13 protein-coding genes are annotated in these 19,439 nt (G+C 67.8%); 4 read left to right on the forward strand and 9 right to left on the reverse strand.

All coding sequences use genetic code 11. The features are described 5' to 3' along the window. Positions 1 to 7: 7 nt before the first annotated feature. From Raf01_RS38515 to Raf01_RS38525, 3 genes are all read right to left on the reverse strand, one after another. Complete coding sequence (locus tag Raf01_RS38515; protein WP_203923038.1) at positions 8 to 3,184, reverse strand: sialidase family protein; 3,177 nt, start codon at positions 3,182 to 3,184, stop codon at positions 8 to 10. 192 nt (positions 3,185 to 3,376) lie between these two features. After that, positions 3,377 to 6,574, reverse strand: coding sequence for a WD40/YVTN/BNR-like repeat-containing protein (locus tag Raf01_RS38520; RefSeq protein ID WP_203923039.1), 3,198 nt, complete (start codon positions 6,572 to 6,574; stop codon positions 3,377 to 3,379). 383 nt (positions 6,575 to 6,957) lie between these two features. Continuing rightward, complete coding sequence (locus tag Raf01_RS38525; protein WP_203923040.1) at positions 6,958 to 7,107, reverse strand: hypothetical protein; 150 nt, start codon at positions 7,105 to 7,107, stop codon at positions 6,958 to 6,960. Here Raf01_RS38525 and Raf01_RS38530 point away from each other — a divergent pair. Next, positions 7,106 to 7,324, forward strand: coding sequence for a hypothetical protein (locus Raf01_RS38530; protein ID WP_203923041.1), 219 nt, complete (start codon positions 7,106 to 7,108; stop codon positions 7,322 to 7,324). The genes Raf01_RS38525 and Raf01_RS38530 overlap by 2 nt on opposite strands. A gap of 91 nt (positions 7,325 to 7,415) precedes the next feature. Here Raf01_RS38530 and Raf01_RS38535 read toward each other — a convergent pair whose 3' ends face one another. Then, positions 7,416 to 7,808: a hypothetical protein gene (locus Raf01_RS38535; RefSeq protein ID WP_203923042.1), complete on the reverse strand. Its 393-nt coding sequence runs from the start codon at positions 7,806 to 7,808 to the stop codon at positions 7,416 to 7,418. Positions 7,809 to 8,178: 370 nt separating this feature from the next. On the opposite strand from Raf01_RS38535, the gene Raf01_RS38540 reads away from it, so the two are divergent. Continuing rightward, a complete protein-coding gene (locus tag Raf01_RS38540; RefSeq protein WP_239134298.1) occupies positions 8,179 to 9,591 on the forward strand; it encodes a putative Ig domain-containing protein in 1,413 nt (470 codons plus the stop codon). 174 nt (positions 9,592 to 9,765) lie between these two features. On the opposite strand, the gene Raf01_RS38545 is transcribed toward Raf01_RS38540, so the two are convergent. From Raf01_RS38545 to Raf01_RS38560, 4 genes are all read right to left on the reverse strand, one after another. After that, on the reverse strand, positions 9,766 to 10,134 hold the full coding sequence (locus tag Raf01_RS38545; RefSeq protein WP_203923043.1) for a hypothetical protein: 369 nt from the start codon (positions 10,132 to 10,134) through the stop codon (positions 9,766 to 9,768). Positions 10,135 to 10,596: 462 nt separating this feature from the next. Further along, positions 10,597 to 14,094 carry a S8 family peptidase gene (locus tag Raf01_RS38550; RefSeq protein WP_239134299.1) on the reverse strand — a complete coding sequence of 1,166 codons (3,498 nt, stop codon included), beginning with the start codon at positions 14,092 to 14,094 and terminating at the stop codon, positions 10,597 to 10,599. Positions 14,095 to 14,215: 121 nt separating this feature from the next. Beyond that, entirely contained in the window at positions 14,216 to 15,415 is a 1,200-nt protein-coding gene (locus Raf01_RS38555; RefSeq protein WP_203923044.1) for a hypothetical protein, read from the reverse strand. Between the two features lie 2 nt (positions 15,416 to 15,417). Then, a complete protein-coding gene (locus tag Raf01_RS38560; RefSeq protein WP_203923045.1) occupies positions 15,418 to 15,927 on the reverse strand; it encodes a SigE family RNA polymerase sigma factor in 510 nt (169 codons plus the stop codon). A gap of 472 nt (positions 15,928 to 16,399) precedes the next feature. Between Raf01_RS38560 and Raf01_RS38565 the strand changes: the two genes are divergently transcribed. Continuing rightward, positions 16,400 to 17,902, forward strand: coding sequence for an MFS transporter (locus tag Raf01_RS38565; RefSeq protein WP_203923046.1), 1,503 nt, complete (start codon positions 16,400 to 16,402; stop codon positions 17,900 to 17,902). A gap of 80 nt (positions 17,903 to 17,982) precedes the next feature. On the opposite strand, the gene Raf01_RS50715 is transcribed toward Raf01_RS38565, so the two are convergent. Continuing rightward, the gene (locus Raf01_RS50715; RefSeq protein ID WP_275413140.1) at positions 17,983 to 18,108 is read right to left on the reverse strand and encodes a hypothetical protein; all 126 of its coding nucleotides are present in this window, start codon (positions 18,106 to 18,108) and stop codon (positions 17,983 to 17,985) included. A gap of 241 nt (positions 18,109 to 18,349) precedes the next feature. Between Raf01_RS50715 and Raf01_RS38570 the strand changes: the two genes are divergently transcribed. Further along, positions 18,350 to 19,439 (forward strand): glycoside hydrolase family 65 protein (locus Raf01_RS38570; RefSeq protein WP_203923047.1); only part of this gene is annotated, 1,090 nt, incomplete at its 3' end.

The raw sequence follows: 19,439 nt of genomic DNA on the forward strand, positions 1-19,439 counted from the left end.
CGGTTCGTTAGACGGCCGAGCAGCCGATCGGTGCCAGGCCGTGTTGGGCGATGAGTTGATTGAAGCTCGGCACGTCGGTACCGACCGTGTCGCGCAGGTTCTTCAACTGCGTCTGCAGCTGCGCGTCGAGCTCGTCGAAGACCTGCTGGTCCTGGTCGGTCGGCACGCCGTCGACGCTTTCGATGATGCTGTGCAGAGAGGCGATCTTGTTGTTGAGCTTGATCCCGAAGTTGAGCGGGTCCTCGCTGGCCACGTTGCGCGATTCGTGCAGCGCGTTCTGCACAGCGTTGAGTTTGCTGTCCAAGGCGGCGCCGGCTGTCGTGACGTCAGAACTGTTGGCCGCGGAGACGCGGGCGTCGACCTGCGCCGTGCACGCCCGGATGTTGATCACATCCTGGTTGGCATCACTGGTCGCGTTGCGCACCGCCAAGTCGAGCTGGAATTCCTTGTCGATATCGGCGGCCGTGACGTGGGTGAGCCGGGTGTCCTTCAAGATGTCGAAGGATTGCTGCAGCGGCTGACCGTTCACGACGAGACGCGCCGTGTACGTGCCGAGCGGTGCCTTCGGTCCCTGATTGCTGGCTGACCAGTACACGAGTCCGGGGAAGCTCACCGCGTCGGGATAGCGCAGGTTCCAGGTGGTGGTGCGGCTGCCCGCCGTGGTGGGCAGCGTGTTCGTGGCAACGACGGTCCCGTCCGGAGCAAGGATTTGCATGCTCGCTGAGGTGACGCCTTGGTTGAGCGTGTAGCTGACCGTCACGTTCGAGCTCACTGAGCGCACCGGGTTGTCCGGGTCGTGCAGCGTGGCCAGCGAGTTGTCCGCGTCCGGGGCGTGGGTGGTGGGCGGGATCGTCGCCGCGGGCGGTGAGACCGGAGTAATCGGCGTGACTGGTGGGACGGTCTGGCGGAAGCCTGCGACGTCGCGTGGCTTGGTGTGCGGGGTGAGCTTCCTGAGCAGTTGCGCGCAGTCATCGCAGACGTAGAAGCCACGTCCGTGGGTGGAGATGACCAGGTCGTTGTCCTTCACCTGAAGGTCGTAGACCTGGGTGTCGGGAAGGTTGAGACTCAGCGGCTGCCAGTGGTCGCCGTCGTCGAACGAGGCATACACGCCGTGCTGGGTGGTCGCGTAGAGCAGGTCGGCGCGCTGCGGGTCCTGCCGGATCGTCCAGAGGAAGTCGTCGCGGGCGATGCCGTTGGTGATCTTCGTCCAGTGCTTGCCGCCGTCGTGCGTGCGGTAGGCGATCGGCGTGGTGTCGTCGAGCTGGTACCGCTGCCCGGCCACGTAGGCGGTCATCTCGGCCTTGGACCCGGTGCCGTGGCCCGCGTCGATCCTGCTCACCCGGGTGAACTTTTGCAGGCTCGGCGGCGTGACTTCATGCCACTTGCCGCCGCCCTGGTTGGTCAGCCAGATCCGGCCGTCGTCGGTGCCCGCCCAGATGATCTTCTTGTTTACCTGGGAGGGCGCGATGCTGAACACGGTCGCGTAGTACTCCGGGCCGTCCTGGTCCAAGGTGATCGGGCCGCCGGAGTCGCCCAGCGTGGACGGGTCGGCGTAGCTGAGGTCGGGGCTGATCTGCTGCCATGATTGCCCGCCGTTGGTCGTTTTCCACACCGACTGCGAGCCCGCGAACACCGCGTCCGGCTCGGCCGGGTTGGTCACCAGCGGGTAGGTCCACTGGAAGCGCTGGTCGACACTGCCGGCGTTCTGGCCCTGCGGGTTGTTGGGCCACACATCGATGCGCCGCCCACCCAGAGCGCTCTGCCCGCTGCGGTCGAATCGGCTCATCGCGCCAGTGAACGGGCCGCAGCAGTCTCCGACGTAGAACACGTTGGAGTTGCTCGGGTCGACGGCGATCGGGCCGCTCTCGCTGCCACCGGTGATGCTGATCGAGCTATTGCCGCCGGTGCTGGACACGCAGCTCGTGCCGCGGTCCTGCTGCTCGCCGCAGACCAGGTACGGGGAATCGTTGGTGGTCGCGACGTTGTAGATCTGCGCGGTCGAGTAGTTCTCATTCGTGAACGTGCGCGCACCGTCAGTCGACACGGCGGCCCCGCCGTCGTTGCTTTCGATCATGCGGTTGTCGTCGGTCGGGTCAATCCACAGGCCATGGTTGTCACCGTGCGGCGTACTCACGGTCCTGAGCGTCACACCGGCGTCGTCCGAGCGCAGGAAGGACACGTTGCCGAAGTACACCCGGTCCGGGTTGGTCGTATCCGCCCACACCTTGGAGAAATAGAACGCCCGCTGCCGGATGTCCTGGCTCTCGTTGACCAGTTTCCACGTCGCGCCGGCATCGTCGGAGCGGAACAGTCCCCCACCGGGACGCGCCTCGACCAAGGCGTACACCCGGTTGGGGTCCGCACCCGACACACTGACGCCGATCTTGCCGATCGGCTGGTCCGCCGGCAAGCCGAACTTCGAGGTGACGTTCGTCCACGTGTCGCCGCCGTCGGTCGACTTGTACAGACCGCTCTGCGTACCGCCGTCGGACAGCAGCCACGGCTTGCGGGACACGTGCCACATCGCGGCGTAGAGCACCTTGGGGTTGGACGGGTCCGTCGCCAGGTCCACCGCGCCGGTCTGGTCGTCGACGAACAGAGCCTTCTGCCACGTCGCACCGCCGTCGCTGGTGCGGAATACGCCGCGCTGGGCATTGGGGCCGAACACGTGGCCCAGTGCCGCTACGTACGCGTGGTCGCAGTCGTTCGGGTCGATGCGGATCTGACCGATCATCTGGGTGTCGGCCAGCCCGATGTGCTTCCACGTCACGCCATCGTCGGTGGACTTGTACACGCCGTCGCCGGCGATGACCGTTCCGCGCAGATCGACCTCGCCGGTCCCGATGTAGATGACGTCGGGGTTGCTCTGGCACACCGCTACCGCGCCCACCGATGAGCTCGTGATCTGGCCATCGGTCACCGGCGCCCAGGTGTTGCCACCATTGGTGGTCTTCCACAGCCCGCCACCGGTAGCGCCGAAGAAGTACTCGTTCGGACGCGCCGAGCTGCCCGCGGCTGACAGCGACCGTCCACCCATCTGCGGGCCGATGTTGCGCCATTGCAGCGAGCTGTACAGCGATGGATCCACCGTCTTCGGTGGCGACGCAGCCACCGCGCTTGGCGTCAGAAGCGAAACCGTGAGCATGAGCGCCCCGATCCCGCAGAACAGAATGCGACGTTTCACCTGGACACCTCCTGGCCTGGGTACAGACAGATGAGTACGAGCGGGCGCCAAACGCTCCCGGGCACCGGCGATGCCGACACCGCGCTTGCCGCCCACGCCGGTTGCCGCGCGACATCGCAGAACTCGTGTGCTGCCCGGTAGAGCGGGATTGAGGTCCCGCCCTACCGGGCCCGGCCACCGTCGGGCGCCGTCTTAGACGGCGCTACAACTGATCGGTGTGAGGCTGTGCGAGGTGAGGAGCTGGTTGAAGCTCGGCACGTCGGTCGACATCGCCGAGCGCAGCTTCTGCAGCTGGGTCTGGAGTTGGGCGTTGAGTTCGTCGAAGACCTGCACGGTCTGATCGGTCGGGCGACTATCGACGCTCTCGATGACGCTGTGCAGGGCGGAGATTTTGTCGTTGAGTTTGATCGGATAGTTGAGCGGGTCCTCGCTGGCTTGCAGCTTGGTCTGGTACAGCTCGTTCTGGACGGCGTTCAGCGCGGTTTCCAACGCGGTACCGCCTTGGGTGACCGTGCTGTCGTTGGCCGCCGCCATCCGGTCGTCAACCTGAGCCGTACAGGCGCGGATGTTGATCACATCGTGGTTGGCGTCGTTGGTCGCGTTGCGCACCTTGAGGTCCAGGTCGAACTGTGCCGCGATATCCGCATCAGTGACGTGCGTCAACCGCGAATCCTTGAGGATGTCGAACGACTCCTGCAGGGTCTGCCCGTCAACGGTCAGGCGCGCCGTGTAGGTGCCCAGCGGCGCCTTCGGTCCGGTGTTCGTGCCCGCCCAGTAGATCAGGCCGGGGAAGCTCACCGCGTTCGGATACCGGAGATTCCACGTCGTGGTTCGGGTGCCGGCCGTGGTGGGCAGAGTGTTCGTCGCGAGCACGTTCCCGTTCTCGTCCAGGAAACTCAGACTCGCCGACCCGACCGCCTGTTTGAGCGTGTAGCTCACCGATACGTTGCTGCTGACCGACCGCACCGGGTTGTCCGGGTCGTTCAACGTGGCCAGAGAGCTGTCCGCGTCTGGGGCATGGGTCGTGGGCGGGACAGCGGCCGGAGGCGGTGCGACCGGCGGGATCGGTGTCACCGGCGGGACGGTCTGGTGGAACCCGGCCACGTCGCGGGGCTTGGTCTTGGGTGTCAGTTGCCGCAGCAGCGCGGCGCCGTCATCGAGTACGTAGAGACCGCGCCCGTGTGTGGAGATCACCAGGTCGTTGCCCTTGACCTTGAGGTCGTAGACCGTGGTGTCGGGCAGGTTGAGCCGCAGCGGCTGCCAGCGGTCGCCGTCGTTGAACGACACGTAGACGCCGTGCGCGGTGGTCGCGTAGAGCAGGTCGCTGCGCTGCGGGTCCTGGCGGATAGACCACAGGTAATCGTCGGGCGCGAACCCCTTGGTGATAGGTGTCCACGTCTTTCCGCCGTTGTGGGTGCGGTAGGCCATCGGCCGGAAGTCATCGAGCCGGTAGTTCTGCGCGGCGACGTAGGCGGTGTCCCCGGCGTGCTTGGCGTTGGTTCCCTTCGCCGTGTGGCCGGCGTCGATCATCGATACCCGGGTGAACTTCGCCAGGTTCGGCGGGGTCACCTCCTGCCACGTGCCGCCGCCCTGCGTGGTCCGCCAGATTCGGCCGTCGTCGGTACCCGCCCAGATGAGGTTCTTGTTCACCGTCGACGGGGCGATGGCGAACACGTCGGCGTAGTACTCGATGCTCGACTGGTCCTTGGTGATCGGGCCGCCCGAGTCGCCCGTGGTGGACGGGTCGTTGTAGCTCAGATCGGGGCTGATCTGCTGCCAACTCTGCCCGTCATCGGTCGACTTCATCACGTACTGCGAGCCGGTGAACACGGCGTCCGGCTCGGCCGGATTGGTGACCAGTGGATAAGTCCACTGCACGCGGTGCTTGAGGTCCCCGGCGGGGTAGCCCATCGGGTTGTCCGGCCAGGGATTGACCTGACGCGACCCGATCGCGCTGGCGCCGCTGCGGTCCAGTCGCGTCAGCGACCAGTCGTAGTTGCCCGCGTAGAACACATTCGAGTTGCGCGGGTCGACCGCGACCGGTCCGCTCTCGCCGCCGCCGATGCCGAACGAGTCGGTGCCGCCGGTGCTGGATACGCAGACGGAGTTGCGGTCCTGCTGCTCGCCGCAGACCAGGTACGGATCGTCGTTTGTCGTGACCACCTGGTAGAACTGGCCGGTCGGGTAGTCCTCCGCGGTGAAGGTCGTGCCGCCGTTGGTGGACACGGCCGCGCCGCCGTCGTTGCTTTCGATCATCCGGTTGGTGTCGTTCGGATCGATCCACAGGTCGTGGTTGTCGCTGTGCGGCGTACGGATCGTGGAGAACGTCGCGCCGCCGTTGTCGGAGCGCAGGAACGAGACGTTGCCGACGTAGACCCGGTCGGGGTTGGCCGGATCGGCGAACACCTTGCTGAAGTAGAAGCCACGCTGCCGGATGTCCGCACTGGTGCTCACCAGCTGCCACTTGGCCCCGCCGTCGTCGGACCGGAACAGTCCGCCGCCGTCGGCCTCGACGAGCGCGTAGACCCGGCCCGAACCGCCACCGGCGACACTGACGCCAATCTTGCCGATCGGCTCACCAGCGGGCAGGCCCAGGTTGGCGGTGACCGGTTTCCACGTCGTGCCGCCGTCGCTCGACTTGTACAACCCGCTTTCGGTGCCGCCGTCCCACAGCAGCCACGGCTGGCGGTACACGTGCCACATCGCAGCGTAGAGCACGTTCGGGTTGGCCGGATCCATCGCCAGATCCACCGCACCGGTCTGGTCGTCGGTGTACAGGACGCGTTGCCAGTGTGTCCCACCGTCGGTGGTCCGGAAGACGCCGCGCTCGGTGTTGGTCCCGAAGGCGTGTCCCAGCGCGGCCACGTAGGCCCGGTCGCAGTTGGTCGGGTCGATCCGGATCTTGCCGATCATCTGGGTATCCGCCAGGCCCAGGTGCGTCCAGTGTGCCCCGGCGTCGGTGCTCTTGTAGACGCCGTCACCCGCGATCACGTCACCGCGCAGATCGACCTCGCCCACCCCGATGTAGACGACATCCGGATTGGTCGGGCAGACCGCGACAGCGCCGACTGAGGAACTGGAGATGTGTTGGTCGGTCACCGGCGCCCAGTTCGTGCCCGCGTCGGTGGACTTCCACAGTCCACCGCCGGTCGCGCCGAAGTAGTACTCGTTGGGTCGCGCGGTGCTGCCCGCTACCGCGAGCGATCGCCCGCCGAGGTTTGGCCCGATGTTGCGCCACTGCAGGGAGCTGTACAGCGAAGGGTCGACATCCTTAGACGCCGCGGCCTGAACGGGGCCTGACGCGGCGAGCACGCACCCGACGCCGACGACCACTGCGGAGAGGGAACGGAGCCACCGGCTCTTGAGAGTAGCCCTTGGGATCTTGCCCATGAGACCTCCAGGAAACTCCAATGCGACGTCCAGCCAACATAGATCGACCTCCGATGAATGTTCAAGACCGGCGATGGTCTATACCGTCAAATCATCTGACCAATGCGATCCAGCACCCGTGAGCCCCGTGGGGCGATTCTGTTACACCCCATGGCGCGTTTACGCAGATTGATGAAGTACTCGGCGTTGGGCTTCGCGAACCGGAACCCGTTCGCCGCTCTCACTCATCATCATCGATCGGATGTATAGGCAGACCGCTCGGATCCCCGACATCTGAATGATGACCCGCGCCGAGCCTCTCCCAGACCTTGTGTAGCGCCAACTGGATGCGGGATTCCATCCACGTCCGGCACGAGCGCCCGCATCGGGCTCACGTACTACTACTACCCGACCTCGTCCTGCACCGCCTCGACATGCCAGCTCGACGCCGGCTTCATTTCATCGGTCAACGGCGGCAGCAGCTGGAGTACCGCGACCCAGCTCGCCGGACCGATGAACCTCAGCTGGATTCCGAACACGTCCCAGGGCCGCATGTTCGGCGACTACATCTCCACCTCGGTACGGCCCGGCGCCAACGCCTACCCGATCATCCCCGTCGGCACCGCCCCGACCGGCTCCACCTTCAACCTCGCGATGTACGCCCCCACCGGCGGCCTCCCCGTCACCGGCGGCACCGTCACCGCGGTCCGCGCACTCGAGATCGCCGGCAACGCCGGTCCGGCGGCTCTGCGAACCACCACCGCCCGATAACCGGTACGGCATCTAACGGCTTCCCCGAGGGCGCTCAGCCCACCTGCCGGGCGCCCTCAACGAAGGCGACCCTCACGGATAGCACTCAGTCTCAACGGACAGTGGCGCCGTCGCTCCGGCTTTTCGGGTGAGGGAAGAACTGGCCGACTGCGACCACCAGTCCCGCCAGCGACAGCACGATGAACACGACCTGATGGACGTGGTCTTTGCCCGGCGGCAACCGGGCCACCAAGTGCACGGTCCAGAACACCGGGTAGAACCAGAAGGCGAACCATGCCCACCGTTCGCGGCGCCGAAACGGGAACACTGCGAGCAGTACGCCGAACAGCCCCAGGCCGATCGACGCCAGCCCGTCGGCTCGCATGAGCGGCTGGTTGCCTGATGTCGGCACCAGCGCGACGACCAGGCCGAACGCCAGGATGCCGACACCGACCACGAGCAGGCAGATCCAACCGATCCGCAGGGAGACGTTCTCGCGTCGCACCCGCTGAAAATACCGCTGGGGACGGCACCTGGCCATCCGGTCCGGCCATGCCCTCGGCCTCGTCGGTCCGCCGGCGTCCCCGCGGCTCAAACCGTCATCCCGGCGAGGCCGTTCCCGCGTCTCCCCGCTTTCATTGAGAACGCCCGATGGGCTCGCCGGGCGCCGTCACTGAACCGAACGCGGTCGATCGCTCACTGTTCATCCAGCGCCCCTTGCCGCCACCCCTACAACTTGTAAGACTACGGTCATCGTCGATGCCACCGTCGAAAGGCGAGCGGTCGCCGGGCCGGCTCGCTGATCGAGCCTGCCCACTCCACGCCGGCAGCCGGGAGACCCCCGCGGCGCGGACTTCCCGACCCCGGAGGTTCCCGTGCACACCCGAAGACTCTTGCGCACCGGCATCATCGCGGCAGTAATCCTCGCCGTCGCCGGCCTCGCCGTCACCACCGTCAGCGCGGCCATCCGCGAAGGCCACCCGGACGCCGAAGAACACGAGGAAGTCACCAACAACCCGCTGTCCACCACCGGCAGCTGCGGCGTCGAACGATGGGCGGTCAAGACCGGCACTGACGCCGACCGGTCAAAGATCACCCTCAACTCCACCACCGCGACCACCATCGCCGAGCTGGGCGCTCTCAGCGCCCCGGCCAACCTGCCGTCCAACAACCGGGTCGCTCCTACCGAAGACACCGTCTACCAGGTCCACGCCACCCTCACCGAATACAAGCTGGAAGCCGACTCCGACTACCACCTTGTCCTGACCGACGGCTCCAGCCACACCATGATTGCCGAGATTCCCGACCCGGCCTGCGTCGGCGCACCCAGCCCGTTGACGTCCAGCATCCAGAAGGCTCGCAGCGAATTCGACGCCAAATACACGCCGACCACCAGCTTCAAGACCGCCAACGTCGCGGTCACCATCACCGGCGTCGGCTTCTTCGACTTCCTCCACGGCCAAACCGGGGTCGCCCCCAACGGCATCGAACTGCACTCGGTACTCGATGTCGGTTTCGGCGCGGGCGGCGGCAGCGGCAACACCGTCACGGTGACCAACCCCGGCAACCGCACCAACACCGCCGGCACCGCAACCAGCCTGCAGATCCAGGCCCGGGACTCCGCCACCAACCAGACCCTGACCTATTCGGCCACCGGACTGCCCGCGGGCCTGTCCATCAACCGCAGCAGCGGTCTGATCTCCGGTACGCCCACCACCACCGGCACCAGCACCAGCGCCGTGACCGCCACCGACACCACCGGAGCCAGTGGCAGCGCCACCTTCACCTGGACGATCAACCCCACCGGTGGCTGTGCCGGAGCTGGACAACGACTGGGCAACCCCGGATTCGAGACCGGAACCAGCGCACCCTGGTCCGGCACCGCCGTTATCAACAACAGCTCCACGGAACCCGCGCACAGCGGCACCTGGGACGCCTGGCTCGACGGGCACGGCGCCACCCGTACCGACACCCTTTCTCAGACGGTCACCGTCCCCAGCGGCTGCACCGCCTACACCCTCACCTTCTGGCTGCACATCAACACCGCGGAGACCACCACCAGCACCAAGTACGACACCTTTACCGCCCAGATCCTCAACACCTCCGGCACCGTGCTGAGCACCCTCGCCACGTGCTCCAACCTCGACCACAACACCGGCTACGCCCAGCACTCCTACAACCTCGCCAGCTACGCCGGACAGACCATCACCATCAAGTTCACCGGCGCCGAGGACTACACCGACCAGACGTCCTTCGTCCTCGACGACACCGCACTGACCGTTTCCTGACCACAAACCGCCTGCCACCCCCGCCTGAGGGCGGTGGCAGGCGGTCCACCTGCGGCCCCGCCATCCTCGCGCCTGCAGAAGCGACCTGGCCGATCCGCTACTTCGACTACCTCTGAATCGACAGCAACCATCGTCGTCGCCTTCGGGGGACCGTGCCGGATGGCCGCAGGACCGTCAGCCGGCGACGCGAATGGTCACGATCAACCTCGCCTCGGCGTCGCCTTGTGGCCGGGTGGCGCTGATTTCTCCGTCGCCGACCGCGCGGAATGTCGCCACCTTCACGGCGTCGCAGGCGCCGCAGGCCGACAGGCGTGGCAGCGCGTGCGGGTCGGAGCTCTCGGGGAGCGTCCGTACCGAGATGGAGACCGGCTCCAGACGGACCTCGATCATGGTGGCGACCGGTACGACGATCGTTTGCCCAGAGTTGGCGGCGGTGAGCGCCAGTCGACCGTCGACGGGGTCGGCGGCGGCAACGATGGGGTGGGGCTCGGCGGCGGCGCGGCATGCCAGGAGACCGAGGCCGATCCGGCGGCCCCGCCTCATTGATCGAAGCCTTGGCCGGTGATGGTGTTGGGATGCCCATCGTTGGTCGGCGGTGGCGCCCGTCTGCGGCTGGACCCCGTGACCCGGTCGCGCGTAGTACTTCGCGTCAAAGCAGCGCCCGTGCGCAATACCTAGTCGCTGGCGACACCGCGCGGTCGGCCGACGCTGGAAAATTCTAATGCACCCACTAATGCATGTGAGTCTATTGATCACCAATGAGCTATCTTGGCATCGATCCCTTGACGCGAGACCACTGACGCCGGGTCTGGCCGCCCTCGCGCTCAGCCGGGCCGGCAGTTGCTCCCTCCGGCCGCCCGCATCCGCACGGGGTGGACACGGGCGCGGGCGATTTGGCGGCGATACTGGTCCCGGATCTGATTCAGACCCGGGACCAGGCATCGCGTTGACGATGATGCGGTCAGAGTGCCGGTTGTTTGGATGTCGAGCAAGCCGCTGCCGTTGTCACGCCGGCACGTGGTACGCGTCGACGATGGTCTGGTCGACGGAGCTGCCGTTCGCCCCCGTGGCGTTGACCCGCAACGAGATGGTCTGCCCCGGACTCGGCGGTGGGAGCTGCGCGGTGAATCGGTCGCCGCCGACCGCGGTTGCCGGCGCCGGTGTCCAGGTGTCTCCCTGGTCGGTCGATGTCCACACGGTCAGTCCGGTGATCGGTTGAGCCGGTGCGCCCCGCGCCTGGCGCACGGTGAAGGTCGCGGTGCGTCCGGTTGGATGGTTGTTGGTGTCGAGCGGCAGGGCGTAGTCCACCGACAGCACAGCAACCGGGATCCTGTCGGCCCCGGTCGGCGCGGTCGACCGGAAGGTCCACGCGGTCGTGCTGTGCGTGGAGATCGGAAATCCGGAGGCGTTCGTGTCCTCGTCGTAGACCAGCCGGTAGCTACCGGGGTCGGTGGGGATGGTGAAGTCCGCGACGGTGTCCTGATCGGGGGTCGGTTGCCGCCTGCCGATCTGCTGACCATCCCGGTAGAGGGTCAATGATCGGTCAGCTCCGCCCAAGTAGACGAACAAGAAGGACGCGAGGCAGTTGAACCGGTCGTGCTGGTCAACCATGCTGGCCACGGCGACGTGCAGGTTGCCGAGGGTGCGCGTGAACGGCTGCGGTTGACAGCCGATACCGTTGGGGGCGTCGTTCCAGTCCGGGTGCAGGGGCTGGTTGAACCAGACCTTCGCGGTCCGGCTTCCCGTCGGGTAGGTGGCCGGCGCCTCCTCGTCCAGCATCATGCCCGCGAGTGGGGCCTGGCCCGAGGGGTCGGACAGGAGCGCCTCGTCGATCCAGGACAGCCCGGGTGTCACGTAGTCCGTGCGGTGCGCCGGTACCTCCTCTGTGACGTCCTCGCCGACGAGGAAGCCGTCCGGCGAGACCAGGTAGCGCTGGTGCCCGGTGGTCGTGCCCGGGATGTCCAGCCGGTTGAAGGTCTGGTCGATGCGGGCCAGCCTGGACCGGTCGACCGCGTTGAGCCGGTAGGTGGGGTCAGCCGGGATGCCATCGGGCAGGAAGCGGCCCAGGGTGTATTCGAACGGGCTGAGCCCGGTGCCCGGTGCGCGCAGGCCGAACGCCTCCGAGGCGTGCAGGTACCCCACGTCCGCGTCCGGCATCGGCGTGGTGAACACCTGCGGGCCGCCCGTCTGCGGGCCGAACGCCGCGGCGGACGACCACCACGGATCGCCGTGGCGCCCCGCCTGAACAAGGTTGACCTCCGCGTGTTGGAGTTCGGTGTCGACCCCAGCGATGGTCGCGATGACCGGCACCGCGTGCGCGGCGTCGAAGGTCACCGTGGTCGGCCCGGCGACGAGTACCTCGGGCGTACCGGCCAAGGCGTCGCGGTCGACACCATCGACGCTGGTGTCCGACACGTCACCGGTCACGCTGTACCGGCCGGCGGGAACCCGAACCGTGAACCCCTCCGGCAGGTCGACCAGGTCTCCGAAGAACGTGTCGTTGAACAGGTCCGGGTCGTCGAGGTTGACCACCGTGTCGAGGCTGAAGGTCGAGCCGGGCGCCGAGCCGGGCAGTACGGTCTGCTTCAACGTCAGGTCGAAGCTGGGCGGCTCGATGAAGAACGCGACCGGGGTACGCACGCTGACCGTGCCGGCCTGGGCGGTGAGCATGCCCGCGTAGTAGCCGGGCTTCGCGGCCAGGGTGCCCTGATCCACGGTCACCTGTACCGATCCGGTACCGCCCGGTGGGATCGAGATGGCCCTGGCCGACAGTCGCAGCGTGCCCGCGGGTACCGGGGTGCCGGCCCGGTCGGCGCCGGCCACGGTCAGGTTCAGCGTCACCGGCGTGGTGCCGGGGTTGGTCCAGCCGATGCTCGCCTGCGTGGTGCCGGACTGCGGGTAACGCAGGGTCCCGAAGTCCTCGATCGCGGTGGACGGCACAGCCGGAGTGGACAGTGCCCTGGGAATGTCCACCCGGCCGGCGCCCTGCGCGTACGCGTCGCCGTGGGCGGGATCCGCCGCCCCGACCAGTGCGTCTTTGAGCTGCTGCGCGCCCCAGCCGGGCTGGGCCTGTGCCAGGATCGCGGCGGCACCCGCCACGTGCGGGGTCGCCATCGAGGTACCGGACAGTTGCGCGTACCACTGGTCGATCGGGCTACCGATGTCGGTACCGGAGGCCCGCGCCGACACGATGTCCACCCCCGGGGCGACAATCTCCGGCTTCATGACGAGGGCGCCGCTCTGGGGGCCGCGGCTGGAGAAGCCGGCGACCGTATCCGTCGCGTCCACCGCGCCCACGGTCAACGCCGCCGCGGCGGAGCCCGGTGCGTCGATCGATCCACCGGCCGGACCGTCATTGCCGGCCGCGACCACGAACAGCGTGCCGTACTGGGCGCTGAGCGAGTCCAGCGCCATCGACACCGGATCGCTGCCGTCGCTGAAATCACCACCGAGGCTCATGCTGACCACCCGGGCCTGCGGTGCGGCCCACTGCATTCCTTCGATCACCTGGGAATCGCTTCCGGTGCCGTCGTCTCCCAACACCTTGCCAATCATCAACTGCGCGTCCGGGGCCACGCCGCGGTACCGGCCGCCGGAGGCGACGCCGCCGCCCGCGATGGTGGCCGCCACGTGGGTACCGTGCCCGACCCGGTCGGCGATGCCGTCGTCGTCGCCGGTGAAGTTCATGCTCGCCACAATCTTGCCCGCCAGGTCCGGGTGGGTCGCGTCGACGCCCGTGTCGAGCACCGCCACCCGCACCCCCTTGCCGGTCTCCCCCGCCCGCCACGCCACGGGCGCACCGATCTGCACGAGATCCTGCGCGACCGGACCGGTCGGATCGGCGGCAGACGACGCGCGTCCGGCCCGCGTACCCGGCGCCGGCCCGACCGGCGAAGGCGTGTCGGTACCCCGGGGTGACTGGCTGACCCGGACGCGCCGATCGAGCCAGATGTGATCCACATCCGCGGGCCCGGCCGACGAACCGGTCGACAGCAGCGGCGGGGCCAGCGTCGTCGCGCGGCTCTTCGGCTCCCGAACCGCCACTCCGTGCACGCTCGGCAGGTCCCGCTGCTGACCTATCGCGGCGCTGAACGCGCTACGACTGTGCCCCGCGGCGTACCGCACGATCAGCGGCAGGTCGCTGGAGTGAGCGTCGTCGTAGCCCTGCTGCACCAGCGTGGTGACGTCGAACAGCGCGGGGTCCACCTTGCCGCGCAGCCGTCCCAGTCCCGCCGGCATCACGTGCACGTGTCCGTCCGGTCCGCAGCTTTCCGCGACCGCGTCGCCCTGGTGAGCCGGCCGGACGCTCACCTTCGGGCACCCCTTGGCCGCAGTGCGCAGGGTGACCACGTCGCCGGTCAGCAGCGTCACCCGGTAGGTGCGGCCGGTGGGCAACGGTGCGGGTACCGACCGGCTGGCTGGGGCCGCACCGGCGTGCGGGCTTTCCACGCCGAGCATGAGTACGAGTAGTCCCGCCGTGACCGCGGGAACCCATCGACGCACGAGTCCGTCTCCTTAGTGATTGTCCAAAGCGAGCTGTGAAGGCGCGGCCATGAGCGGAGACCAGCCTCCGGCGTTCGCCGACGAGCTGTTCAATACGTTGGCCGGCATGAATTCCCGGGGATTACCGTGGGCAGTGCCAGCGGACCGGGGTGTCGGTGTTGCCGTCCTTGACCGTGCCTATCAACGTCGTTCCGTCATCGCTGATCCAGGAGGCCGATGCGATATCAGCCCGGTAGGGGCCGACCGCGAGCAGCAGCGCGGTCCCACCGCGGACCGCGGTGTTACCGGAGCTGGCCTCGCCTGGACCGGTGACCAGGTCACCGCGTGCGTTGACCCCGCGGGGAGGTCCGCTGAACAAACCCGGGAATAGCTGTACCGCACCGGTGCGGAGGTTCCAGCGTGCCGACGTCAGGTGTCCGCCGCCGGCCTCTCCGACCCATCCGGCGGCCCAGTCGCCGCGGACGGCGAGCGCCTGGCCCTTCGGTTGGTCGGCGGGCGTGGTCAACGGGAGGCCGGCAGCGGTGCCATTGGACGCGTTCCAGACCCACGGCGCGTCGCCGTCGCCGCGGCTGCCCACGATCGTGCCGTCGTCGGCGATGGCGTACGGAGTTCCCGCGGCGGTGCCGAGCCGGTGCACGGTACCGGGTGCCGCAGCCGGCCAGATCACTGGTATCTCATCGCCTTGGTCGTTGAACGCGTTGCCGACGATGTCGCCGGTAGCGTTGATTCCATCGGCGGAAGACAGGGTGTAGCCCGGGAGTTTGGCCAACGCGGTCGTAGTGCCATTGCGATACACAAACGCGAACATGCCGTGCGGTCCGTGTGAGGCCATGCCGACCACGGCGCCGTGCACGTTGACCGCGTTGATCTGCGCGGCGTCGGCACCGTTCGGAAGCGGAATCTCCACCGCGGTTCCGTCGTGCCACACCACCGGGTAGGCGGCGCCGCTGCGTTCTATCGCTTGGCTGGACGTCACGTAGCTGCCGGAGGGATCGACGGCGTCGACCATGTGGTTGCCAAGTCCCGGCAGTGCCTGCACGATGCAGGCGCCCCCGTCCGAGGTCGCGGTCGCGGTAGCCGAATGCGCGGCGCCGACGCCCCCAGGCGCAGCGGTCGGCGCCCCACGGGGTGTACCAGCAACGGCGGCGCCGCCCGCGACCGCGACCACAACCAGGGCTGTGGCCCCTGCCACCCAGCCGGCGTGTCGAGCCCGACGGCGGCGCCGACCGGCCGCGATCGCCTGACCCAGGTCGATCCGCGGCGGCGGCACCTCGGCCGCGTGCAGGAGTTCCCGCACCTGCGTGTATTCGTCGTCGAACATCATCAGCTCCTTTTCATGTCGGTGGTTTTCCTGGTGCCCATCAGGCTGCGCAACGCGTCGAGCGCCCGGGCGGTCTGAGCCTTGACGTTGCCTTGCGAGCAGCGCAGGGCCGCGGCGGTGTCCTCCACCGACAGGTCGCACAGGAACCGCAGCACCAACACCGCCCGCTGCCCTGGGGCCAGCCGCCGCAGCGCGGAGGAGACCAGGTCGCTGTCCTCGACTCCATCGGCCGGCGCGACGCCGCGGTCTGGCAGTGTCTCGGTCAGCACGACCCGCGACCAACGGTGGCGCTTCTCGTCGAGGTACCGGCGCACCAGCATGCGGTGCACGTACCCGTCGAGGTTGTCCACCGTGGTGGCCCGCTGCCAGTGCACGTACAGCGCGGTGACCGTGGCCTGCACGATGTCATCCGCCCGGTCGGAGTCACCGCAGAGCAGGTAGGCCGCGCGTTTCAGGTGTGGCAGGCGGGCGGTGACATAGTCCACGTACTCCCGCTGCGTCTCAGACCGCATCCGATCTCCTCTTAGCCGTGTCTGCCAACCTGACGGTCCCCGCCCCCGCCCAGGTTGCGTCCACCAGAAATTCGGCATCCGTCCGTCTGCCGGTGGGGCCTCAAATCAGCGGTCAGCAACGGCGGATTCCACCGATGGAGCTCGCCACTGGCATCGGGACCGGCCGATGCCGGCCCGTCGAGGGCCTATCAGAAACAGGCGACGGGCGGCACCGATGCGCCTCGATGTGCACCGTGGCGGGGAGCACGGTGACCAGCTGCGCGTTGACCGATTCACGACGGCCGCCGTTCCGGTCGCTCATCCGCTGTCGCGTGCCACCGATGAGTTTTCACCCGGGCCGCCGTCTCAACCAGGGTGGCACCCACCCGGCCATCGTGTCCTCCCTGCTCGTAGCGGAAGGTAGATCTCTGTGTCCCGACTGGCTCCGTCCCGTTTCCGTCAATGGTGGATAGTGGTTATCTGCTGTCTGTGCATGCTCGTGTTGGTCGTCGACACGTCGGTGTTGAACGTCGCGATTCCCGTGCTGATCCGCGACCTGGGCGCCAGCGGCCCGGACGTTGCGTGGATTCTCGACTCGTACATCCTTGTCTTCGCCGGCCTCTTGATCGCTGGGGGCAGCGTCTCCGACCGCTACGGTCGTCGCCGCGGTCTGCTCACCGGATTGGTGATCTTTGGGTTCGCGTCGCTGGCGGCGTCGTTCGCCGCCTCTCCTGAAGAGCTCATCGCCGCGCGGGCGGTCATGGGTGTCGGGGGCGCCCTGATCATGCCCTGCACGTTGGCCATCCTCACGACGGTATTCGAGCCGGCCGAACGCAAGCGCGCCCTCGCCATCTGGAGTTCCGCGCTGGTGCTCGGCGCGCTGGCCGGACCGGCTGTGGGTGGCACGCTGTTACGGCACTTCTGGTGGGGCTCGGTATTCCTTCTCAACACTCCGGTGGTCGTGCTGGGAGGGCTCGCGGCGTTGCTGGTCGTACCCGAGTCGCGGGCAGCGGCGCGCCGGGCCGACGTGGTGGGCGCGCTGTTGTCGATCGTCTCGATGACGGCTCTGGTCTGGGCGGTGATCTCGATCGCTCAGGACGGCTGGTCGTCCGTCGCGGTGCTCGTCCGTGCTGGGATCGCGGTGTTCGGAGCGGGTGCCTTTGTGCTCTGGGAACGGCGATTCCCGGAGCCGATGCTCCCGCTGGAGCTGTTCAGAGTCCGGATTTTCAACGGTGCGAGTCTGGCGATCGTGCTCCTGTCGTTCGCTGGCGGGGGCGTCATGCTCGCACTGACCCAGTACCTGCAGTTCGTACTCGGGTTCGATCCCCTGCGGGCCGGTCTGGCACTGGCACCGCTACTGGTATCTGTCATGGCGTTCAACGCCGTCGGCGTCGTCGTGGACCGAAGGTGGGGCGCGCGGACGGCGGTCAGCGCGGGTCTGTTGTTCCTCGCGGCCGGCTTCGGGCTGCTGAGCGTAAGCGCGACGGGCGCCGGGTACTCGCACCTGGTGTTGGCGCTTGTCGTGACCGGGGCGGGAAGCGGCATGACCGTGCCAGCCGCGTACGGCACCGTGACGTCGGTTCTGCCAGCGGATCGGGCCGCTGTCGGTTCCGCGGTCAACGAAGCCGTTCAGCAGGTCGGTCAGGCGCTGAGCGTGGCCGTCCTGGGCAGCGTGTTGACGGCCGCGTTCGCCGCTGCGCTACCCCCCGGCGTGGCCGGGGCGGCGCGAAATTCGATCGGCGACGCGCTCGGTGTCGCCGCGGCCACCGGCGATGCCGCGCTCGCCGCCGCAGCACGAGACGCGTTTGTCAAGGCGATGTCGATCGCGACAGCCGTCGCGGCTGTCGGTGCGACGGTCGGCGCGATCACAGCCTTCGCGTTGCTCCGTCCCGTCACGCCCCGCCGCGCGACCGATGATCCCGGCACCGCGACGCCTGCAGCGGCGGCCGTCAGCGCGTCGAGCATGCCTGGCGGCGGCGCGCGGCCGCACGCCTGACCGGTGAGTGCTGTGGTGTGCTCGGTACAGCACCAATCGGCGGCGTCCCGGTATAAACGGTTCACTCGTTGATACGGGGCTCAGCGATCCATGCTGGGGTCATCAGGCGGGACGTACGCCTGCACACCGTCGTGGTCCACGGTCGTGCCGAGGAATCCACCGGACTGCCGCGTCCACAACTGCGCGTAGAGCCCGCGTCGTTGCACCAGGACAGACGGTCATCCGCGTTCGTCTGTGAGCGCTCGGGGACAGCGACCGGTCCTGTCCTCCTTGTGGATCACTGTCAGCCGTGCGGTCGCGCCGGGCAACGTATCCGACGCCGACACCATATCCGCGTCTGGCTCTGCTTGCGGACACGGGCGTGTGGCGCAGCTGGAGGCTCCTACGGTTTCGGGTTTGGCCGTCGCGAGCCTGGGTAGGCGCATGGCCGCATGGGAGGAGGTGGGTGTGTCAGGGCCGATCAGTCCGCGGCCGGTCACGGAGTGGCAGCCGGAGTTCCTTCCCGCGTTTCTGTCCAACGGAGTGGTCGGGTTGCGGGTGGGACACATTCCGCTGCTCTACGGCAACGCCATGCTCAGCGGATTCGAAGGGCTGGACCCTGCCACTCTGGTAGAGGCATCTGCTCCCGTGCCCTATCCGCTGGCCGGAGACGTCCGCATCGGCCGGGTGGCGCTGTCCGATCCGGGCCGGGCCAGGCTGATCGAGCAGAGCTATGACTTCTCCTGCGGCGAACTGCACACGAAGCTGAGCTTCGACGCCCAGGACGCGCGGGCCGAAATCGAGATCCTCACCCTGTGCAGCCGCACCCAGCCGAGCATTGTGCTGCAGGAAGTGTCGCTGAGCGTCGACCACGACTGTGAGCTGGCGATGTCGATCAGCGTGAGCGCCACCGACCTGCCCGGTACGTGGGCGCACAACCAGCCGGGCAGCCCGGATACCCGGGCGGACTGGCCGGAGGGACCCTTCCGATGGCAGAGCGCGGGAAACATCAGCTCGTGCGGCATCTCCTACCAGACTCGGTTGCTTGGCGTGGACCGGTTCGAGCGCGACTTCGACCACCGATCCAACGGGCGGTTGACCACCACATACACGATCGGCGCCCAGGCCGGGAAGCGGTATCGGCTCCGCGAGATGGTGAGCCTGGTGCCCGAGTCGCTCGATTCGCAGCCACACATGCAGGCGGCGCGACTGGTAGACCAGGCTCAGCTGCGTGGATTCGATCTGATGCGCCACGACAATCAGGTCGCATGGGAACGGCTGTGGCGGGGCCGGGTGATGCTGGTCGGCGCGCCGCAGCGGTGGCAGGCGTTCGCCGACGCCGCGTTCTATTACTTGCAGAGCTCGGTGCACGCCTCCTCGCCGAGCGCCACCTCCGTATTTGGGCTCGCGGCATGGCCGAACTACCACTACTACCGGGGCCACCTGCTCTGGGACCTGGAGACCTTCGCCGTGCCTCCGCTACTGCTGATCCAGCCGGCCGCAGCTTTGGGAATGTTGCGTTACCGCAGCTCCCGCCTGCAAATGGCGTACGAGAACG

The sequence above is a fragment of the Rugosimonospora africana genome (assembly GCF_016862975.1).
Classification (GTDB): Bacteria; Actinomycetota; Actinomycetes; order Mycobacteriales; family Micromonosporaceae; genus Rugosimonospora; species Rugosimonospora africana.

Bases quoted from the DNA above. Each gene is read 5' to 3' on its own strand.
- Raf01_RS38520 (WP_203923039.1), bottom strand. From the start codon at position 6,574: ATGGGCAAGATCCCAAGGGCTACTCTCAAGAGCCGGTGGCTCCGTTCC.
- Raf01_RS38530 (WP_203923041.1), top strand. From the start codon at position 7,106: ATGTTCGGCGACTACATCTCCACCTCGGTACGGCCCGGCGCCAACGCC.
- Raf01_RS38525 (WP_203923040.1), bottom strand. From the start codon at position 7,107: ATGCGGCCCTGGGACGTGTTCGGAATCCAGCTGAGGTTCATCGGTCCG.
- Raf01_RS38545 (WP_203923043.1), bottom strand. From the start codon at position 10,134: ATGAGGCGGGGCCGCCGGATCGGCCTCGGTCTCCTGGCATGCCGCGCC.
- Raf01_RS38555 (WP_203923044.1), bottom strand. From the start codon at position 15,415: ATGTTCGACGACGAATACACGCAGGTGCGGGAACTCCTGCACGCGGCC.
- Raf01_RS38560 (WP_203923045.1), bottom strand. From the start codon at position 15,927: ATGCGGTCTGAGACGCAGCGGGAGTACGTGGACTATGTCACCGCCCGC.
- Raf01_RS38565 (WP_203923046.1), top strand. From the start codon at position 16,400: ATGCTCGTGTTGGTCGTCGACACGTCGGTGTTGAACGTCGCGATTCCC.